This window comes from Pleurocapsa sp. FMAR1 (genome assembly GCF_963665995.1).
In the GTDB taxonomy this organism is placed as follows: Bacteria; Cyanobacteriota; Cyanobacteriia; order Cyanobacteriales; family Xenococcaceae; genus Waterburya.
Genome location: NZ_OY762512.1, coordinates 3,503,835 through 3,523,484, shown reverse-complemented (window position 1 = coordinate 3,523,484; position 19,650 = coordinate 3,503,835). Strand labels below are relative to the sequence as shown.

Sequence of the window (19,650 nt, the reverse complement as noted above, 5' to 3'; positions counted from 1 at the left end):
AATTATCTTTAATGCTTTAATTATGCAAATTCCTCGGCACTATTGAATTGAGTAACTAACACAATCGCTTTTGCTTCTGAGGCTGAAAGATAACCAAGCTTTTGACTACTATAAAATTTGATGCAACAATAATACTCAGAATTTTATCGAGAAATATTGAGCAAAAGTTTATCTGAAATTCCGATCAAAATTAGAAGTTTGTCGGTATTATAAGAGCAAAACCACCTAATACACATTAAGACCTTACCAAGCATTAATTAATATGTCCGATAGTTCTGGGTCTATTTTACAGCTACAAACAAAAATAACAGCACTCAGCAACGTGAATCTTCTTATTGCTACTGCTAACCCTGCTGATTTTCACGATATTACAGCTTCTCTGTATGCAGCCGAAATTGATTTTACCTATGATATTGTCACTATAAATGAATTGGATACTAATCTACTTTATGCTTATGAGCAATATAGTGCCGTTATTTATAATTATGTCCAAGCTACAAATGAGGATGTTGCTGATACTTTAGTCGAGAATCTTCAGTGGTGGCGTCATTTATATCCAGATGCACCTTTGATTTTGATTACTAATTATTTAGGTGATGAACGAGCAGTAGAATTAATTCAGGCTGGTGTTAGTGGTTATGTACTAAAACAAAAGCTGTATCAATTACCTGATATCCTGGCAAAAACTTTATCTAATTTTGCCAAGCAACAAAATATTGCTAATCAACAAAATCTAATTAAACAGCAGCAAAAGAAGATCCAGCAGCTAGAAATAGAGAGGCAAAGCTGGCTGGATCGAGAACAGCTAAACCAAGAGCATATTGCCCATCTAAATCATGAGTTGCGTAATCCTATTTCCTCTATGTTGGGTTTTGCAGGAATGCTCAAAGAACAATATTATGGCACTCTAAATTGCAAGCAGATGCAGTATGTTAGTGCCTTACTTAGTGTAAGCGGATATATGCTAGATCTGGTTAACAATTATCTTGACCTAGTTAAGATTGATGCCAATAAGCAGATATTAGAGATAGAGAGGCTTGCTGTAGCAGAAATTTGTCAGGCATCTTTATTCATAGTTACAGAAAAAGCTCGACAAAAAGGATTAAATTTAATCTTTAATTTAGAAGATAATATTGACTTTTGTACCGCCGATTCTGTTCGTCTCAAGCAAATTTTGGTCAACTTGCTTAATAATGCCATCAAATTTACCGATCGCGGTTCAGTAACTCTAGAAGTTAAGCTGAAAGCAGATTGGCTGCATTTTTCAGTAATTGATACAGGAATGGGTATTTCGCCTCAAAACCTGAGCAAACTATTTCAACCTTTTCCGCAAATTACTAATAACCATGAAAGCACTGGCTTAGGCTTGACAGTCTCGAAAAAAATAGCCCAGCTTCACCAAGGGGATATTACAGTAACTTCTAGCTTGGGTAAAGGTAGTTGTTTTACGCTTTGCATACCTCAGTATCAGTGAACAATAAACAATGAATACAGAAATTTTTTTTGCTTATATAACTTCTGCGATCGAGATTAGCTACCATAAAAGTAGTAAGCAATGGATAGTTAGTTTTAATGAGCGAGCAGAAATTAGAACAGTTGAAAAGTTTATTTCAGGGCATGGAAAAGGCTTTGATAGCCTATTCTGGAGGAGTTGATAGTACTCTAGTTGCTAAATTGGCTTACGATGTTTTAGGCGATCGCGCTTTGGCTGTAACTGCCGTATCCCCTTCATTACTTCCTGAAGAATTGATTGATGCTCAAACCCAAGCAGCACAGATTGGCATCAAACATGAGCTAGTGGAAACTCATGAAATGGATAATCCTGACTATACTTCTAACCCCATTAACCGCTGTTATTTTTGTAAAAGTGAACTTCACGACACTTTAAAACCTCTGGCTCTTAAGCGTGGCTATCCTTATGTTGTGGATGGAGTTAATGCCGACGATTTGCAAGACTATCGCCCAGGAATTCAAGCAGCAACAGAAAGAGGAGCGCGATCGCCTTTGGCTGAAGTCGGCGTTAGCAAACCCGAAGTGAGAGAAATTTCTCGTAGTCTGGGGTTAGCCTGGTGGGACAAACCCGCTCAACCCTGTCTTAGCTCTCGTTTTCCCTATGGTGAAGCTATTACCGTTACTAAGCTGCAACGGGTGGGAAGAGCCGAAATCTATCTCCGCCAGTTGGGCTATCAGAATTTGCGAGTGCGATCGCTTGAAGACACTGCCAAAATTGAACTACCCGCAGCAGAAATTACCCAGTTTATACAACGGGTTGATTTACCTCAGCTAGTCAAGGCTTTTCAAGATTTGGGATTTGTTTACGTCACCCTCGATCTAGAAGGCTACCGTAGTGGAAAACTAAATTCAGTAATTAGTAATTAGAGGCGAACAGCCCTTTGGGTTCGACAGTTTGCCCGTACAAAGGTTAAGAATTATGGAAATAATTATTCCCATCGCTGCGGTTTTAATTTTGTGGTTGTTGCTTACCTGGTCAATTAAAGTTTTTAAAGCCAGTATTACAACTTTCTTGGCGATCGCTGCCATTATTATTCTATTACAAATTGTTTTTAATATAAGTTCTGAGCAGATTCTTCAGGAATTAATTTCTTTAGTTGAGCGTCTAAAAAAACTAATCTTAGGAAATTAATATTTTATTATTTACATAGCAGCAGCGATTTTTTAAATATGGGGTTAAGCTAGACATTTCGCTAGTTAAATTAGACTTAATTTTATATTTAAATCGTCTAGGAATTATGTCTTCTAAAAGCTTGGATAACAAAGAGCAAAAGCCGACGGTTAATACTCAGCTAAAATCTGGTATTGTTCATAAACCATTTGCTACGGGAACAATTAATATTTTCAACCCTTATCGAAGTAAAAAAAAGGGAGAAATAAACAAGCCTAAGTTATTTTTAAATGACGAATTAGAGAAGAAGACAGAGGAGACAGGAATAAACTCTATCTTCGAGCCATCTGCACTAGAATTACCTAAAGGAGAATATCAGGATAGAAACTGGCTAGATAGCTTACTTAGTCCGTGGGGAATTAGCGCGATCGCAATTCTCTTCTTTGCCAATTTGATTTCGGCTGCGGTTATCTGGCGCGATGCTTCTGTAGCCGTCAATCCTAAAAAGACAAATTCAGCGGTATCTACGGTAGGAGATGCCGACTTATCTGCCCAAGAATTTATGCCTTTAAATTTGAGTACATTGAGCAAAATGAAGCCGATTGAAGATACTTTAATCAAAGAATCCAAACCCGATATTACGCCTATTAGTCCTGCTCTTGCACCTTTAAATGACGTTACAAATCTTTCAGCAGTTAATACTAAATATTACTACATATTAACTGAATATACAGGAGATAAATCTTTGTCTAAAGCTAGACAAAAAGTCAAACAAATTTCTTTAGTTAATTTGCCTCAAGGGGTGTTTATTTATTTAGGAGCTTTTACCGACAGAGAACAAGCTGGTAAGTTTGTAGCTCAACTAGAAAAAGAAAATTTTGCTGCTTATATATATCCCTTTAACTAATTTTGTTGATAGCGATTATATGATTATTTAGCTTTATTTTCTCGCTAATTAACTTATTTTGAGACAATAAAAATAAATTATATTTGTGTAAAAAATATTTTATGATTGCTTCAATTTTTGAATTAGCAGGGAATGTCATTTCTACTATAAATCGGCTGAATTTTTTATTTTAAATTATATATAAGACTGCAAATATAGCGTCTCTCGTACTGGTGAGATACACCATGGTTGTGTTTGGGAAAAGCGCGAAGTTAAGGCGCGTTTTGAGAAAGAATACTCTTACTCAAAAGCCGCCGTGCGTTGCGGAGGTTCCCTCCGTTGAGCAAACTTCGTAAGAAGGACAAAGGGAAAAGGGAAAAATACTGTACCTCATGACTCTGAGAGTTGCTATAGATTACAGGTTGATAGTAACTGCTTCAATTTGGACAATTTCAACCTGCAAAATTTGTTGTTTTTCAGGTAATAGTACATTTTCTCGAAGATCGACAGTACACTAGGATAATATGTCACACTAGAAACGTGAAAAGTAAAATCACGTTCTTAATAAATAGTTGATGGTGGGCTTAGTATCCTGGAGTCTGCCAAGCCTATAATTTTTTGTAAACGATTAAAGGATATACAAAGTCATGGGATTATTCGATCGCCTTAGCAGAGTTGTTCGATCCAATATTAACGATCTAGTCAGTAAAGCCGAAGATCCAGAAAAGGTACTGGAACAGGCGGTAATTGATATGCAGGAAGATTTGGTGCAGCTACGTCAAGCTGTTGCCAGAGCGATCGCAACTCAAAAACGCACCGAACAACAGTACCATAAAAATCGGACAGAGTCTGATAGCTGGCAGCAAAGGGCGCAGTTAGCTTTATCCAAAGGAGATGAGAATTTAGCTCGCGAAGCATTAGTCCGCAAAAAATCTTTTGCCGACACCGCTGCTACTCTAAAAGCGCAGCTCGATCAGCAAAGTGGTACTGTTGGTACTCTCAAACGCAATCTAATTGCCTTGGAAAGCAAAATTTCTGAAGCAAAAACTAAAAAAGATATGCTCAAGGCAAGGGCAAATGCTGCCAAAGCCAACAAGCAGCTACAGGACTCAGTGAACAACATTGGTACTAGCACGGCGATGGGCGCATTTGAGCGCATGGAAGAAAAGGTGATGCAGGTAGAGGCAGAATCTGAAGCCGCAGTCTCATTAGGTGGAACTGGTCTAGAACAGCAGTTTGCAGCTTTAGAAGCAGGTAGTGGGGTTGATGATGAATTGGCAGCGATGAAAGCCCAATTGTCTGGAACTTCTGTAGAAACCCCAAAATTGGAGCCAGCCGACACACCTGCACCCCAAGATGCGGTAATTGATGCAGAATTAGATGAGTTACGTTCTCAACTCGACAAGTAAATAGCAAACAGCCTAGTAGGGGTGATTCGTGAATCGCCCCTACACTAGAATCCAAAATCACTTTTCTTGGCTTTCAAGCAATTTACCAAGAATTAAATGAGCCTGATCGAAGTTTGGTTTAAGCTCAATTGTACGACGCAGACAGGCGATCGCTTCTTCAACTTGGCGTTGTTCGAGTAAATTCTTTGCCAAACTAAAATACTCTTCAGGTTTAACGCGATTGGGTTCTAAAGTAAATGCCTCGTACCAAGAAAGAGTAGCTTTTTGTTGTTCTCCCAATTTTTGATAAACTCTTGCCAAATTACGATAGCTTTTACTATATTTAGCATCAAGCTGTAACGCTTCTTGATAACAGCTAATTGCTTTGACCCACTGCTGTTTTTGAGCATACAAACTACCCAGATTATTCCAGGCAACAGCAGAATCAGGATGTTGCTCTGATGCAGGATTTTTAGCTGGTATAGCTGCTAAGGCTGAAGAACTAGATTCTGCTTTAGGTAATAATCGCGGTACAGTACTTTTTGGTGATGGCGAAATTATGTGAGTTTGTGGAACATTTCTGCGTTTGGCTTTAAATTTAGACTGAGACAACAGATTTTTAATTGGCTTATCTTTTTTAATTGAGCTTTGGCGATCGCTATTCGGACTGGCTAAGGAAATTAGCTGATGATAGTAAAATACAGCTTTTTTCCATTCTTCTAGCTCTTCTAAAATTTTTACTAGCTGTATTAGTTCTTGTTTTGCCCGGGGATTTAGCTTGATTCCCTGGATGTAAAAAATACTTGCTTCTTTAGTTTTTCTGTGCTGATATAGTTCTTGGGCAAAATTAAAATATTCTTCGGCAGTTAAGATTTCAGGTTCTAAATTTACGGCTTGACAAAGACATTCTAAAGCTTGGTTTATATCCCCTAATTCCTCCCAAATTTGAGCCAAGTTACGATATGCTCCAGCTAGATTAGGATCTAAAATTACAGCCTGTTGAAAGTAGTCCAAAGCATTCTGCCAGTTTTTTTGTTCGGCATACAAACTGCCCAAATTAGCGTATATGGCTGCTGAATTAGGATTATAGGCTAGTGCTTTAGCGTATGCTCCTAAAGCTTCAGCTTGTTTACCCTGACGTTGCAAGATGTTGCCCAAAATTTTATAGGCATCTACAGTATCAGGAGCAATTTCTAAAGCATTTTTACAGGCAATTATGGCTTTATGCCAATTTTGCTCCTGGAAATACATCCACGCTTGTTCTGAGTAAATCCGCGCAATTGACTTTTTCTGCTGTTGAGTTGGCCGGTCCAATTGATTTGGTTGAGTTATCGTCAAAGATTGAGTGTCTAAATTGTGATAATCAAGACTGTCTTTTGAAGACAGGGTTGAAGTACTAGAATTTGTGTTCATCGAACTCGCGCATATAAAGAATTCGGCTAAGAAAGCTGGTCAATTTTATCTCAGGAAATTTTTAATCGCCATATTTTTAGGTCGTAGCAAATCTAAAGTACTAATCTGACAATGCTTCGATACGCAAGTAAAAAGTAAAAAGTATTATTAGCCTGAAGATAATTGTATATGCTGAAAATAATAGGTTTTCGTAGTTAAAATTTTATTTTGAGATTAAATGCAATTTGCCAATCGCCTCCAAAATCTTACTCGCAATGTATTTGCAGATATGGATCGAGCCAAAACTGAAGCTAAAAATTCAGGCAGGGAAATTATTGATTTATCCTTGGGTTCATCAGATTTACCTGTAGCTGATTCAACAATCAAGGTGATTGAAGCCTCTTTAAAAGATCCTGATACTCATGGCTACCTGCTTCATGCTGGCACCAAAGACTTTCGGGTTGCGGTAGCTAACTGGTATAGCCATCGTTTTGGTCTGGCTGTCGATCCTGAAACTGAGGTATTACAGCTAATTGGTTCTCAAGAAGGCACTGCACACTTACCCTTGGCAATTCTTAATCCTGGAGATATCGCTTTATTACAAGATCCTGGTTATCCTTCCCATGCTGGAGGAGTCTATTTAGCAGGAGGAGAGATTTATCCAATGCCTCTTTTAGCAGCCAATAATTTTTTACCCATTTTAGAAGATATTTCTGCTGCCACGTTAGCTAAATCGAAAATGATGGTGCTAAGTTATCCCCATAATCCCACAGCAGCGATCGCACCTCTAGCTTTTTTTGAACAAGCAGTTAGCTTTTGTCGTCAGCACAACCTAGTTCTCGTTCACGATTTTCCCTATGTCGATCTGGTATTTAGCGATTCTACCGATCCTAATTCCCTTGCACCCTCAATTTTGCAAGCCGATCCTGATAAAGAACTAAGTATAGAATTTTTTACCTTGTCTAAATCCTATAATATGGGCGGATTTCGGATTGGTTATGCCATTGGCAATAGTTCGTTGATTCAGGCTTTGAGACAAATCAAAGCCGTTGTCGATTTTAACCAATATAAGGGAATTCTTAATGGTGCGATCGCAGCTTTATCTGGTTCACAAGAGTCTGTAGGCGAAACCGTCCAAACTTTTCAACAGCGTCGAGATGTTTTTGTTCAAGCTCTCAATGAAATTGGTTGGCAGGTAGAATTACCAAAAGCCACCATGTATATTTGGGCAAAACTTCCTCAGTTTTGGCAACATAGATCCGTTGACTTCTGTACTAAATTAGTGGCTCAAACTGGCGTGGCAGCATCTCCTGGTGCAGGCTTTGGGCAAGCAGGAGAAGGATATGTGCGCTTTGCCTTGGTTAAAGATCCTGAAACTCTCCGTCAAGCAGCAGCAAAAATTGGTCAATTTTTGCAAACAAACAAATAATTACCAATTACAAGCAGGCTTTTCTTTTCTGACTTTTCGCTCCTTTACTCTCTATGACTGCAATAAAAAACAAAGTTGTTGTTATGCTACGAAACTTTTATAACGCAAGAAGATCCCCATGACTAAGAAAACAGAGCGTTCATCTGACAAGAAAACGCCTTTAATTTTGATTATGGCGATCGCCTGTGGTATTACCATCGCCAACCTTTACTACAACCAACCCTTACTCGCGCTACTGGCAAAAGACTTTAACGCCCCAGTTCATGCAGTAGGTCTAATCCCTACTTTGACTCAAATTGGCTATGCACTAGGTATTCTGTTGCTTGTACCCTTGGGCGACCTATGGGAACGACGCAGACTAATCGTGGTGATGATGATACTAACGTCCTTAGCCCTAGCTATTGCAGCCAACTCGCCTAATTTGACCTGGCTAATTATCGCTAGCTTTATGATTGGCGTGACCACGATTGCCGCACAAATTATTATTCCCTTTTCGACTCAGCTAGTAAAGTCTCAGGATCGGGGTAAAGCGGTGGGTATAGTGATGAGCGGAGTGTTTATCGGCATTTTGCTGGCGCGAACGGTGAGCGGATTTGTGGGTGAGAGCCTGGGGTGGCGGGCGATGTATTGGATCGCTAGCGGGCTGATGCTAGCACTGGCGGTGGTGATGGCAAAAGTGTTGCCACGCAGCCAGCCCGCGTTAACAAGTTCTTATGGAGGGTTGATGCGATCGCTTATCCACCTGCTCCGAACCGAGCCTCGACTCCAGCACGCTTCTTTAATAGGCGCGATGACGTTTGGAGCCTTTAGTGCCTTTTGGAGTACGCTTGCCTTTTTGTTAGAACAGCCACCCTACCATTACGGCAGCAATATTGTTGGGCTGTTTGGGTTAGTCGGTGTTGTTGGGGCAGTCATTGCTCCCATTGCAGGCAAAGTTGCGGACTATCGCAGCCCCCGGCTCGCGGTTGGACTGGGACTTGTGACGACTGCTTTTTCTTTTGCTGTATTTTGGGCATTTGGCTATCAGCTATGGGGATTAATAATAGGCGTGATTGTAATGGATTTGGGGGTACAAGCGACCCAGATTTCCAATCAAACCAGTATTTATCAACTGCCGACAGAAATTCACAGCCGTTTGAATGCCGTTTATATCATGCTTTACTTTGTGGGCGGCGCATTGGGATCTTTTTTAAGCAATTATGCTTGGAGCAACTTCGGTTGGAGTGGGGTTTGCGTTTTTAGTCTGGGGCTGCTGGCGATCGCGGCTATTGATTATGTTCGAGGGCGAAATAACTAGAGGTGTTGAGGCTGGCGACAAGTAGAACTTCTTGATTTGGTTTGTACAATCAACTAGTAAATGAAACAAAAAGAAAAACCCGCTCGAGTGCGATCGCGATCGCATCCTTTATGCAGGAGGTCTATTTAAATCAAATCGGAGAACCAATCTGAAAACAGGCAAACTAGGAAACCAAGGACTTGAAGTTTCAGCCATCAAACTTGGCTGCATGGGTATATCACAGTTTGATGGCAAATATAATGATACTGAAGCGATCGCCACAATTCACCACGTCAATCTTGGCGTAACGCTGTTAGATACGGCAGATGATAAATGACGCGGCGATCGCTGTCGACATTTTCTCAGTTCCTTAATATAATGCGTTTCGCTGGAGGTGTTTTGTAGTTAGGACTTTGACGAAATATGTTCTTAAGCGATTAGTGATCAGAACTTTATTAAACTTACAATCCGAAGAAATTATGAATCAGCAGATGTTCACACTATTGGCGACAATCTATATCAAGCCAGACTGTATTGAAGAATTCATTTCGCTTAATCTTAAATTATGAGGGTCAGAGGTCAGAAATACTGAAAAACCGTGAGATATTAATGTCGAACTTAGCGTTAGCGTACTAGCACGCGGGCTAACGCTAGCGGTTAGAGTGGGTGCGATCGCGATCGCTCAGTTTATAACTATATAAACCAGCCATAAAATTGATTTTTTTCAATCACTTACCACTTTTCACCAAATGGTCTTAAATCTAATTCAAACGTCCAGGCAGATTGTGGTTGCTGAGTTAAGAAGAATACTGACTCGGCAATATCGTCAGGACTCATAAAGTAATCATCAGGTTTATCAGACATTGCTTTGCGGGTACGCTCTAAATCAACTACCCCATCAAGAATAATATAAGCAACATGAATCTTTTCAGGATCTAAATATCGTGCTAATGATTGAGCCAGACCACGTTGGGCTGCTTTGGCAGAAGCAAAGGGAGTAAAATTAGCACCGCCTTTAACAGATGCAGTCGCGCCAATAATTACAATATTGCCCCCATTAATTTTTCTCATCTGGGGAATAACTTGTTGGGCAACAATAAATAAACCTCTAGCGTTAACCTCCCAAGCACGCTGAAAAGATTCCACCGTAGCATCATCAATATTGGCAAAAGCACCAGCACCAGCATTGTAAACGACAACGGATATTGTTCCCATTTCTGACTCAATCTGTTTAAATATCTCGGCTGCTTTGTCAATTTCAGTAACATCATACTGGTAAGCTTGAGAATCTGGGATTTGGACTGCTAAACTCTCAAGATAATCAAGGTTACGCGACAACATAGCGACGCGATAACCTTTTGCTGCAAACTTACGCGAAAAAGCTGCACCATTTCCCGAACCAACACCAACTATTACACATACAGGTTTATTCATTGTTTTTGTTCTTTACACTTTATTTTTGAATAATTTATTTTTGAGCGGCGTTGCTGGATCGAGGTATGAGAATCGCATTTATAAGTTTTCTGGGCTGTATTTAAAAGCTTAGAGCTTAAAGCTTAAAACCCTTCGGGTTCAGCATCGGAAAGCATTCCCTTGCGCCTTCAGGCGACGCGGGGTCTTTCCTCAGTTTGCTTATGCCAGGAAACCTGTCCACCGCAACTGCTTTACTACGAACAGTATTACTATCAGTTTCATACTTTAAATCAGCAACGCCTTTTTACCAATTAAGCTAAAAACTTTAATCAGCCAAGAAACTATTTACCATTCGTCGTCATAATCTTCTACATTTGGTCTACCTGCTTCTGGTAATTCTGATATTTCTTCATCGTCTAAAAATTCCTCCTGAGCATTATCCATTTTCACTAATTCACCTTCAAAACTTTGAGTCAGACTATCTATTGCCTGCTGTAAATGATCGTCCGTATAATCACTGTTTAAATTTTGCTCAAGTAAAGGATTTGCAGCTATTGTTTCTTCCAATTTAGCTAGAGGAGATGACGAAACAGAATCTTTCTTAGCAGACTGTAAATCACTCGTTGATGAAGAAGGTGTTACTACAGCAATGTTTGCTTCGGACTTGGGAAATTCTGGCTTATGATTGGGAAAATTTTTAGCTACCGTTAAATTTACTTCAGGCTGCGGTGCGATGGATTTTTTTTCTGAGCGAGAATTAGCTAAATCTGGAGCGGGTTGAGATGTTTGAAGTGGCTTATTATCTTTTGGTGTAGCCGAATTTTGTGCGAGGCTATCTTTAGGGGTAGCAACTTCTAACTGAACCTTAATCTTACGTTGGCAAACCTGAGCAAAAGCAGCTTCAATATTAGGAACTTTACCTTGATTAAGTTTTTGTAATTTTGCAGAACTAATGCCCACGATGGCACTTGAATCATCAAAGTCAACTAAATAACACTGTTGTTTTAAAAGTGCCTGAGTTGTAGGTGGTTGCAAACAACTCACAACCTTGCTCCAGATTTCTTTATTTTTGGCAAGATCATTGGTGATTAATTCAGGACTTGATGATGATGGCTTTGGTGTGGGTTCAACAATAGCAGGTGGCGGATCGACAACCTTATTTGATTCAGGATAAGGTGAAGAAGATGCAACTTCACTTGGTATTTGTTTGCTTATCTCTGTAGGTTCTGTAGCTGAAGGTTTTGTTTCTGTAACTTCTGGCGACGCAGCGGTATCAGAGCTAGTAGTGTTCTTTTGAGTAGGTGTTGACTGAGATTGGATGTTTGCAGGAGGATTAACTGGGACTTTAATTACGTCTAGAGGCTGACTAACAATTTGATTGGCACTCGGTAATAGTCCTAATAAGGTTACTTCTAACCATAAACGAGGCTGAGTAGTATGCTTTAGCTGGGTTTCTGCTTCTTTTAAGTGTTGTTGCCCAACTAAAATTACAGGGGTGTTCCAATTTGTCGCTTCAGTACACAATTGTTGCCAACAGGTTTCGGTAACTGCCACCATATCTGGACGCTGCGGGGCAGTTTTGGCAATTAGTAAGTTGAGATAAAAACTAGCTAGATTCTGCAAGACGATTATGGGTTCTCGTCCTCGATCTAAGAGACTACGACACTGCTGTAATACTGCCAAAGAATCATTACCCTTAATTACCTGAAGTAATTTTAATAAATCTTGTTCGGGTACAGCCCCGACAAGATCCCATACTTTGGCTACAGAAATTTCTTCTGGTAATAGACTTAGCTGATCCAAAAGACTTTCAGCATCTCTTAAGCCACCATTAGCAATTTGGGCAATTAAAGCGATCGCATCATCGGCGATCGCAATATCTTCTTCCCCAGCAATATACTTTAAATGTCTAATCATTTCTGGCAAGGGAATACGGCGATAATCAAACCTCTGACAACGAGAAATAATCGTCGAGAGAACTCGCTGAGGATCGGTGGTAGCTAAGATAAAAACTACCTTTGGAGGTGGTTCTTCTAAGGTCTTGAGTAAAGCATTGAACGCTGCCGTACTGAGCATATGGCATTCATCGATCGCATAAATTTTATAACGACACTGCACGGGCGCAAAGCGCGATCGCTCGATAATTTCGCGAATGTTATCAACTCCTGTGTTACTAGCAGCATCAATTTCCATCACGTCTAACGCCGAACCTTTGGCGATCGCCAAACAGGCTTCACACTCCCCACAGGGTTCAGGAGTTGGCTGATTGCTATTTAAACAATTTAAAGATTTCGCTAAAATTCTAGCACTAGAGGTTTTACCCGTTCCTCTAGGCCCGGTAAATAAATATGCTGGAGCAATTTTTTCCTGTTTTAAAGCATTGCTGAGGGTCAAGGAGATCGTCTCTTGACCTACTAAATCTTTAAAAGTTTGTGGTCGGTACTTGTGATGAAGAGGTTCGTAAGGCATATTATATGTGGATTTTTTGGCTTTCCACTAATTACTAGAAAATTATCTCTGTGCAATTGAGCAATATTTAGCTGGCTCAAAGCAATGCCGTTCTGTTAAAGAACTGTTAACTTTAAATGAAATTAGTTTGGCTTCACCGCAGGGTGGTGTTAACTCTTAAAATCAGTATATTTGATCTAAGGTAATGAGTCATACGATCGGACAACTCCAACAAAACAATCAACAGCCAAACTCTAAGGCTTCGGAGACTAGCCAAGACTCGCCCAAGCCTGAAGATAAGACACCTATCTCTTCTCTGGCGGATGCTGATTACGAATTTTTATTTAATCAACTATTAGAAGGAATTGCCCATGGCTGGCACGATCACAGAATTGTTAAATTTTTTAACCAGTTAGGCGATCGCGGTAACCAAGAAGATTGGGTTGTTTGGCTAGAGCGTCTACGAACTAAAGTATTGGCTCTGCCAATCGAGTCTAAGCGTCAATTAGGAACAATGATGATTCGTCTTGGCGAACTGACTCAATCTGCCCCAGAAGTCAAGCAGATTGGCGCGATCTCTAACCACATTGGCAGAGAATTATTATTTGGCAATATAGAAGATCTTATTTGGGAATATGTTGGTTCTGATATAACAGATGACGACTCTGAAGTAGAAACAGAGCAAGATCTGTCTAACCGATTACCTACTGATTTTACGGCACTAGGTTTATCTATTCCTAATGATGCTGAAACTAATTTAGCTTTTAATCCCACAGTTAAAGATGAGCAAGCAGTATCTACTGCTGAGGATTTCTTTGCCAAGACAGCCTCTCTGGTAAGTGAAACATTGCCAGTCTCTCAAGCCTTGGAAACTTTTACTGATGAGCGAAAATTAAATTTATCCCCAGAGGCAAAATCCAATACATCTGAAAACAAACCTTTAGATTTAAGCTTAACAGCAGATTCCAATTTATCAGCAGCAGATTTATCATCAATTGTCGAGCCTCAAAAAGAGGACGAGGCTGAAGCTATTGATATACAGCAACTAATCAGCTTAATTCAAAAAGACAAAGAATTGGCACAGCAAATATCTCAAAAACTAAATATTTCTCTGGTAAAGTTAGACAACTCAACGCAAGAGCAATCCCAGACGATACAAACCAATAATTTAGATTCTGCTAGTATAGAGCTAATTGAAAGCTGGTTTGATTTGGGGCTAAAGCAGGTTAGTGCAGGAGAATTCACTAAAGCGATCGCTTCTTGGGAAAAGGCTTTACAAATTAACCCCAATTTGTCAGAAGCCTGGCACAATCGCGGCAGTGCCTTGGGACGTTTAGGTGATTATGAGTCTGCGATCGCGTCTTTCCAAAACGCTCTGACTATCGATCCTAATAATTATCAAGCTTGGAACGATCGCGCTCATGCTTTATATCAACTAGAATATTGGTCAGAAGCAATTATTAGCTGGAACAATGCTCTCAAGCTCATGCCAGCCAATCATTTGTTTTGGTACAATCGCGGTTGCGGATTAGAACAACTAGAATATTGGTCAGAAGCAATTGTCAGCTATGAAAAATCTTTAGAAATCAAGCCTGATTTTCAACCAGCACGTTCAAGATATATTAACCTAGTAGCAGATAACTCTCGTTCAAATTAGCTAAGATGACGGTAATCAAGTTATGAGATACACTTTATTATCCGTAAGATGTACTTTCATCTTCAGAACTAATCATTAGATATTTGAAATCTAGCTAGCTATGACTGAATTATCAAACAGTACAATGGAAGAAACCAGAACATCAAGCGAGGAAAGAGTACCTCAATTAAGAGATTTAATTGACACTCTCAGAATCGCTGAAGAAATAGCTAGTAAAGGTTATCTCATCAGCAGTTCCGAGCTTGCAGACTTAATGGATATTAATGCCAGTGCTGTAACTAGCAGAGGCGATCATTGGTCATGGCGCAATTGGGTTGTATCTAGAGTCAGACGAGAAGGAAATCAAATTTTGTGGCAGTTAGAAAGGGTTGATTAACAAAAAATCATGACTTCATCCATACCTAATAATGAACAGCTTATAGTTCGTCCTCTTCAATATCGTGATGTGGATGCAATTAATGCTTTGGTGAGCGAATGTGTTGCCAAAGAAACTTCAAAGCGTCTTATAACTATCGATAGGGAACTAGAACAAGTAGGTTCTTGGTACGGACTAAAAAGGTTTTTGAGTCTTTTACCTCGTTCTTATTATCATGGTTGGCGAGTATATGTAGCTCAATATTTAGAAGAAGTTCTAGGTTTGATCCAGGTTGCTTCTCTTAACAGCACTCGTAGCACTTGGAGAGTAGAAAGGGTATTGCTCAATAGCAACTCTTCTGAAGTGGAGTTACTCAAAACCCAAAAAGAAATTGGTTCGCAGTTATTACGTCATTGTTTGCAAAACATTTGGGAAGCAAGGACATGGATGCTAGAGGTAAACGTGAATGAAAAAAATCATTTGGCTCTTTATCGAGAAAATGGTTTTCAGCCTTTAGCTCAAATGACGTACTGGCAAATATCAGCTGAACTAATCACTCAATTGGCACAGCAAAATCCAGACTTACCCAATTTTCTGCCTATAAGTAATGCGGATGCACCATTACTTTATCAGCTAGATTGTGTTTCTATGCCTCCGCTACTACGGCAAGTTTTTGACCGCCACGCAGAAGATTTTAAAAGCAGCATAGTTCAAAATGCAGTTAGTCAGATTCGACATTGGCTTAACGGCACGGATGTAGTTAGCGGGTATGTTTTTGAACCACAAAGAAAAGCAGCAATTGGCTATTTTCGACTAGAATCCTCTAAAGATGGTTCTCGTCCTCATCGGGCGCAATTAACCGTCAACCCTGCCTATACATGGCTGTATCCGAAGCTGACGGCGCAGATGGCGCAGATAGTTCAGAAATCTGTGGAGCGAAAACAGGGTTTGGCTCCTGAAAACCAATTTTATGCTCAACCGTTAGAAATAGTTTCTGCTGACTATCAACCAGAAAGAGAAGAATACTTTAATAAAATAGGCGCAATTTCTGCCGAGCATACTTTGTTAATGTCTCGCTCTGTGTGGCACAAAATCAAGGAAGCCAAGCCTTTAGAAGGGTTGCAGCTATCAGACGTGCTTCAGGGATTAAAACCCGCTCGCGCTCCTATTCCTTCTCGTATATCTTGGCTAAAGTCTGTTTCCAGTTCTTATCAAAATATTGTTAGACAGAAGAACATTTTTTCTTCCAAGTCTGCCAAATTTAATCCTTCTGAGAATAAAAGTCCTGGAGAATCTTTTAAACCCCCCAGCAGTGGACTAATTTAAGCTTGAATTGTTTGAATACAGCCTCCAATATTTCCAGCATTTCCAAGACCAACCAGGATTTTTTTGATAAAAACCTAATTCCCTTCTAACGCTTTTCTGCCTAACTTAAATAATATTGCTGCGAGGGCGAAAAGAAGGAGTAACGGCACAAAAATTTGCGGGAAAGATTTAAAACAGGCAAATATTACCATTTTGGGCATTGGCAAGAAGAAGTCAATTATATTCAATATCTGCCTTGAGCGAAATTTATCGCCACTATTCCTCAAAGTCTATAAACAGCACTTTTGGTGCGGATAGCTTTTGATATTCAGACGCTTTAGATTCTATTTGTTTTAGTTGTCCCAAGGCGCGGCTACAGGGAAAACCATAAGCTTTTTGGACGCGATCGCTGGCAATATTAAGGGCAGTACGGGATTTTTCCACAAACTCTGTTAATTGGTATTCTTCTCCAGGAGTAAAGTATTGTTTTACCACCAAAGAAGGAGAATAACAGCTTTGCTGTGTGCCGTCTGGCCATTGTATTTGAAAGTTGATTTCAGGCATAGTTTAAAGAAGTAGCCAAGGGGTACTAGATGCGGCGATTACACCTTTCTCGCGGGGAGTAAGAAGGTTAATGATTTTGTAATAGTTTGGTGTAATGTTTTAGGTGCATTTGTGCCGATTTTTGCCAGGAGTATCGAGAGGGGATATTTGCGCTGTTGCTGATTAGTTTTTGAGTCAGGTTTTTATTTAATATATCAAGTATGGCGAGCGCAATATCTTTACTTGAATTAGGATCTACAAGTAAAGCTGATTTATCGTCTAGAAATTCGGTGAAGGGAGGAATATTAGAGGTAATTATGGGCAATCCTGAAGCGATCGCTTCTAATAATACCAGTCCCCAGCCTTCTTTAATTGAGGGAAAGACAAAGGCATCAGCACAGCGATATAAAACTGAGATGTCTTTATCTGCCATCACTCCAGGTAGAATTAGAGATTCTCCAATCTTAATCTTATTTTGTTTTGCTAGGTTGAAAAACTCAAGGCGATAAGGTTCATAATCAAATAGAGTTTCTCCACCAGCGATAATTAGCTGTGCTTGAGGATGAGTTTTTAATATCTCAATAAAAGCTTGTAATAGTTTCAAGGAATTTTTACGAGGTTCAATTCCTCCGATAGTTAAGTAAACAGGATTACCTTGAATATTTAATTGCTGTCTTAACTTAGCTTCTTCACCATTAACCTTGTTAGAAAATCTTTTGGTATCAACACCGTTTATGATTACTGGTGCGTTTACTTGATACTGTTGTTGTAATTGCTGCTGCCAATAGTTTGAGACACACAAACGCAAATCTGGTTCTAAAATAGAGCGATCGTGACACGCTTGTAAATATGGACTATTAAACTCATCAATATGGTGTACGGTACGAATAAAATGAGAAATCGTTCCTTTGTCTCGCAAGACCTTCAAAGCATTGGCACTAATACAGTCTTGAGAGTGATAAATATCGTATTTTTCAGATTCTTGAGTTAAATAATTAATAAACTCTTGTATTCTCTGTTTAATTAGTTCGTCTACAGGATCTAAGTCCCTGTCTTCTCTTTTACCTTGGAAATATTTTTGTTTTCTCTGCAACAATAGCTTCTCGGCTACGGGTTTAGTTGGGACTAATTTACTGGAACAGTTCACAGAACGATGAAAGCCAAGATTATCTTTGTCTAAAGCATATATGCAAACTTGATGACCTTCTGCTTGCAGTGCCTCTCCTAATTCTAAAGTATGAATTACACTACCTCTAGGTTTGGTAGAATAGGTGAATAAGGCAATTTTCATAATTATTTAAGTAGGATTTTTGATTTCCACCGCGATCGCATTTAAACTACAACTAAATCTGACAAAGAAGCAAATTATTAGTCTTTAAATTTAACCATGAAATCCTTAAACGGGCCTCAAAGTTCGCCATTTGTGCAGTTAATGAACTGGATTTTTCGTCCCCTTGATTTTTTGGAAGAATGTGCCAGAAAGTATGGAGATACATTTAGTTTAAATTTAATGGGCTTACCGCCTTTTACCGTAGTCAGCGATCCTCAAGGAATTGAAGAAATCTTGAGCGTAGATGCTAAACAATTTGATGTAGGACGTACTAACAATTTAGCTGCCAGTTTGCTGGGCGACAACTCGTTAGTTTTGCTAGACGGTTTACAGCATCGCCGACAGCGCAAGTTAATGATGCCTCCTTTTCATGGCGAAAAGGTCAAGTCTTACGCCGAAACTATTGGTCAAATTACTGAAAAAGTAGCAAATCAATGGCAAGAAAAATCAACTTTTGTGGCTCAAAAGGCAATGCAGGATATTACCTTAGAGACAATTATGCACGTTGTTTTTGGGTTAAGTGAAGGAGAACGCTGTCTTGATGCGCGTTCCCTTGCGCCTGACGGCGACGCGGGGTCGCATCGCTACAAGCAAATTAAACCCCCGTTAATTGAGTTATTAGACTTAACAGGTTCTCCAATTAAAGCTAGCGTCATCTTTTTACCTTTTTTACAGCGGGATTTGGGTGAGTGGAGTCCTTGGGGTAAGGTTGTAAGACGCAAGCGCAAAATTTACGAGTTATTACAAGCTGAAATTGACGAGAGACGAGCTAATCCAGAATTATTAGGTAACGACGTTCTCAGTTTATTGATGTCTGCCCGCGATGAACAAGGAGAAGGCTTAAATAACATTGAGCTAAAGGATCAGATGATGACTCTTTTGGTAGCAGGACATGAAACTACTGCTACAGCTTTGTCATGGGCTTTGTATTGGGTTCATAAGCTACCAGAAGTCAAACAAAAGTTACTAGCAGAATTGGATAGTTTGGATTCTGATGCCGATCTTTTGACAATCTCTCGCCTGCCCTATTTAACTGCTGTATGCAATGAAACTCTAAGGATTTATCCCGTGGCATTTATTGCTTTTTTACGGTTTGCCAAATCGCCGATTAAAGTTATGGGGCATCAGTTTAACCCAGAAGAAATGCTCGCACCAACTATTTACTTAACTCATCATCGGCAAGATTTATATCCTGAACCCAAGCAATTCAAGCCAGAACGGTTTTTAGAGCGTCAATGTCTTGGTGAGCGTTCCCTTGCGCCTGTCGGCGGCGCGGGGTCTCACCGCTATTCAACCTATGAATTTTTGCCTTTTGGTGGCGGTAATCGTCGTTGTATCGGCTATGCTCTGGCTTTACTGGAAATGAAATTAGTCCTAGCCAAAATCCTAACAGGATGGGATTTGAGCTTAACCAGCGATCGCTCTATTCTTCCTAAGCGTCGCGGTGCTACAATTGCTCCTGATAATGGTGTTCCTTTAATTTTAAACGGCAAACGCAGTCAGATTGCCAAAAGTATGGCGATCGCCAAGCATACCTGAAGGATTATAATATTTTACTTTCAAAGTAGAATTACAAGATTAGAACTTACTACGCTTTTTATTTGA

General features: G+C 39.7%; 16 protein-coding genes. 11 read left to right on the top strand and 5 right to left on the bottom strand.

Annotated elements, in window-relative coordinates; translation table 11 throughout:
• Window positions 1-262 precede the first annotated feature (262 nt).
• From SLP02_RS17115 to SLP02_RS17095, 5 genes are all read left to right on the top strand, one after another.
• Window positions 263-1,474, top strand: coding sequence for a sensor histidine kinase (locus SLP02_RS17115; protein WP_319421957.1), 1,212 nt, complete (start codon window positions 263-265; stop codon window positions 1,472-1,474).
• Window positions 1,475-1,572: 98 nt separating this feature from the next.
• Window positions 1,573-2,379, top strand: a complete 807-nt coding sequence (gene larE, locus SLP02_RS17110) for an ATP-dependent sacrificial sulfur transferase LarE (RefSeq protein ID WP_319421956.1) — start codon at window positions 1,573-1,575, stop codon at window positions 2,377-2,379.
• Between the two features lie 52 nt (window positions 2,380-2,431).
• Entirely contained in the window at window positions 2,432-2,644 is a 213-nt protein-coding gene (locus SLP02_RS17105; RefSeq protein WP_319421955.1) for a hypothetical protein, read from the top strand.
• A 106-nt stretch (window positions 2,645-2,750) separates the two neighbouring features.
• Window positions 2,751-3,530: an SPOR domain-containing protein gene (locus SLP02_RS17100; protein ID WP_319421954.1), complete on the top strand. Its 780-nt coding sequence runs from the start codon at window positions 2,751-2,753 to the stop codon at window positions 3,528-3,530.
• Between the two features lie 626 nt (window positions 3,531-4,156).
• Window positions 4,157-4,918 carry a PspA/IM30 family protein gene (locus tag SLP02_RS17095; protein WP_319421953.1) on the top strand — a complete coding sequence of 254 codons (762 nt, stop codon included), beginning with the start codon at window positions 4,157-4,159 and terminating at the stop codon, window positions 4,916-4,918.
• A 57-nt stretch (window positions 4,919-4,975) separates the two neighbouring features.
• Here SLP02_RS17095 and SLP02_RS17090 read toward each other — a convergent pair whose 3' ends face one another.
• Complete coding sequence (locus SLP02_RS17090; RefSeq protein WP_319421952.1) at window positions 4,976-6,211, bottom strand: tetratricopeptide repeat protein; 1,236 nt, start codon at window positions 6,209-6,211, stop codon at window positions 4,976-4,978.
• A 316-nt stretch (window positions 6,212-6,527) separates the two neighbouring features.
• Between SLP02_RS17090 and SLP02_RS17085 the strand changes: the two genes are divergently transcribed.
• A complete protein-coding gene (locus SLP02_RS17085; RefSeq protein ID WP_319421951.1) occupies window positions 6,528-7,718 on the top strand; it encodes an LL-diaminopimelate aminotransferase in 1,191 nt (396 codons plus the stop codon).
• Window positions 7,719-7,836: 118 nt separating this feature from the next.
• Window positions 7,837-9,015, top strand: coding sequence for an MFS transporter (locus SLP02_RS17080; RefSeq protein ID WP_319421950.1), 1,179 nt, complete (start codon window positions 7,837-7,839; stop codon window positions 9,013-9,015).
• A 711-nt stretch (window positions 9,016-9,726) separates the two neighbouring features.
• On the opposite strand, the gene SLP02_RS17075 is transcribed toward SLP02_RS17080, so the two are convergent.
• Window positions 9,727-10,428: an SDR family NAD(P)-dependent oxidoreductase gene (locus SLP02_RS17075; protein WP_319421949.1), complete on the bottom strand. Its 702-nt coding sequence runs from the start codon at window positions 10,426-10,428 to the stop codon at window positions 9,727-9,729.
• Window positions 10,429-10,752: 324 nt separating this feature from the next.
• A complete protein-coding gene (locus SLP02_RS17070) occupies window positions 10,753-12,876 on the bottom strand; it encodes a DNA polymerase III subunit gamma/tau (protein ID WP_319421948.1) in 2,124 nt (707 codons plus the stop codon).
• Between the two features lie 184 nt (window positions 12,877-13,060).
• On the opposite strand from SLP02_RS17070, the gene SLP02_RS17065 reads away from it, so the two are divergent.
• From SLP02_RS17065 to SLP02_RS17055, 3 genes are all read left to right on the top strand, one after another.
• Window positions 13,061-14,512, top strand: coding sequence for a tetratricopeptide repeat protein (locus SLP02_RS17065; RefSeq protein WP_319421947.1), 1,452 nt, complete (start codon window positions 13,061-13,063; stop codon window positions 14,510-14,512).
• 100 nt (window positions 14,513-14,612) lie between these two features.
• Window positions 14,613-14,888: a hypothetical protein gene (locus SLP02_RS17060; protein WP_319421946.1), complete on the top strand. Its 276-nt coding sequence runs from the start codon at window positions 14,613-14,615 to the stop codon at window positions 14,886-14,888.
• Between the two features lie 9 nt (window positions 14,889-14,897).
• Complete coding sequence (locus tag SLP02_RS17055) at window positions 14,898-16,193, top strand: GNAT family N-acetyltransferase (protein WP_319421945.1); 1,296 nt, start codon at window positions 14,898-14,900, stop codon at window positions 16,191-16,193.
• A gap of 255 nt (window positions 16,194-16,448) precedes the next feature.
• Here the strand turns inward: SLP02_RS17055 and SLP02_RS17050 are convergent, their stop codons facing one another.
• Together SLP02_RS17050 and SLP02_RS17045 are read right to left on the bottom strand one after the other, a co-directional pair.
• On the bottom strand, window positions 16,449-16,736 hold the full coding sequence (locus SLP02_RS17050; protein ID WP_319421944.1) for an MSMEG_0570 family nitrogen starvation response protein: 288 nt from the start codon (window positions 16,734-16,736) through the stop codon (window positions 16,449-16,451).
• 67 nt (window positions 16,737-16,803) lie between these two features.
• Window positions 16,804-18,006 carry an MSMEG_0565 family glycosyltransferase gene (locus tag SLP02_RS17045; RefSeq protein WP_319421943.1) on the bottom strand — a complete coding sequence of 401 codons (1,203 nt, stop codon included), beginning with the start codon at window positions 18,004-18,006 and terminating at the stop codon, window positions 16,804-16,806.
• Window positions 18,007-18,102: 96 nt separating this feature from the next.
• Here SLP02_RS17045 and SLP02_RS17040 point away from each other — a divergent pair, with 96 nt between their 5' ends.
• The gene (locus SLP02_RS17040; RefSeq protein ID WP_319421942.1) at window positions 18,103-19,584 is read left to right on the top strand and encodes a cytochrome P450; all 1,482 of its coding nucleotides are present in this window, start codon (window positions 18,103-18,105) and stop codon (window positions 19,582-19,584) included.
• Window positions 19,585-19,650 lie beyond the last annotated feature (66 nt).

Bases quoted from the DNA above. Each gene is read 5' to 3' on its own strand.
- SLP02_RS17080 (WP_319421950.1), top strand. From the start codon at position 7,837: ATGACTAAGAAAACAGAGCGTTCATCTGACAAGAAAACGCCTTTAATT.
- SLP02_RS17065 (WP_319421947.1), top strand. From the start codon at position 13,061: ATGAGTCATACGATCGGACAACTCCAACAAAACAATCAACAGCCAAAC.
- SLP02_RS17050 (WP_319421944.1), bottom strand. From the start codon at position 16,736: ATGCCTGAAATCAACTTTCAAATACAATGGCCAGACGGCACACAGCAA.
- SLP02_RS17045 (WP_319421943.1), bottom strand. From the start codon at position 18,006: ATGAAAATTGCCTTATTCACCTATTCTACCAAACCTAGAGGTAGTGTA.
- SLP02_RS17105 (WP_319421955.1), top strand. From the start codon at position 2,432: ATGGAAATAATTATTCCCATCGCTGCGGTTTTAATTTTGTGGTTGTTG.
- SLP02_RS17070 (WP_319421948.1), bottom strand. From the start codon at position 12,876: ATGCCTTACGAACCTCTTCATCACAAGTACCGACCACAAACTTTTAAA.
- SLP02_RS17100 (WP_319421954.1), top strand. From the start codon at position 2,751: ATGTCTTCTAAAAGCTTGGATAACAAAGAGCAAAAGCCGACGGTTAAT.
- SLP02_RS17095 (WP_319421953.1), top strand. From the start codon at position 4,157: ATGGGATTATTCGATCGCCTTAGCAGAGTTGTTCGATCCAATATTAAC.
- SLP02_RS17075 (WP_319421949.1), bottom strand. From the start codon at position 10,428: ATGAATAAACCTGTATGTGTAATAGTTGGTGTTGGTTCGGGAAATGGT.
- SLP02_RS17040 (WP_319421942.1), top strand. From the start codon at position 18,103: ATGAAATCCTTAAACGGGCCTCAAAGTTCGCCATTTGTGCAGTTAATG.
- SLP02_RS17085 (WP_319421951.1), top strand. From the start codon at position 6,528: ATGCAATTTGCCAATCGCCTCCAAAATCTTACTCGCAATGTATTTGCA.
- larE (WP_319421956.1), top strand. From the start codon at position 1,573: ATGAGCGAGCAGAAATTAGAACAGTTGAAAAGTTTATTTCAGGGCATG.
- SLP02_RS17060 (WP_319421946.1), top strand. From the start codon at position 14,613: ATGACTGAATTATCAAACAGTACAATGGAAGAAACCAGAACATCAAGC.
- SLP02_RS17055 (WP_319421945.1), top strand. From the start codon at position 14,898: ATGACTTCATCCATACCTAATAATGAACAGCTTATAGTTCGTCCTCTT.
- SLP02_RS17115 (WP_319421957.1), top strand. From the start codon at position 263: ATGTCCGATAGTTCTGGGTCTATTTTACAGCTACAAACAAAAATAACA.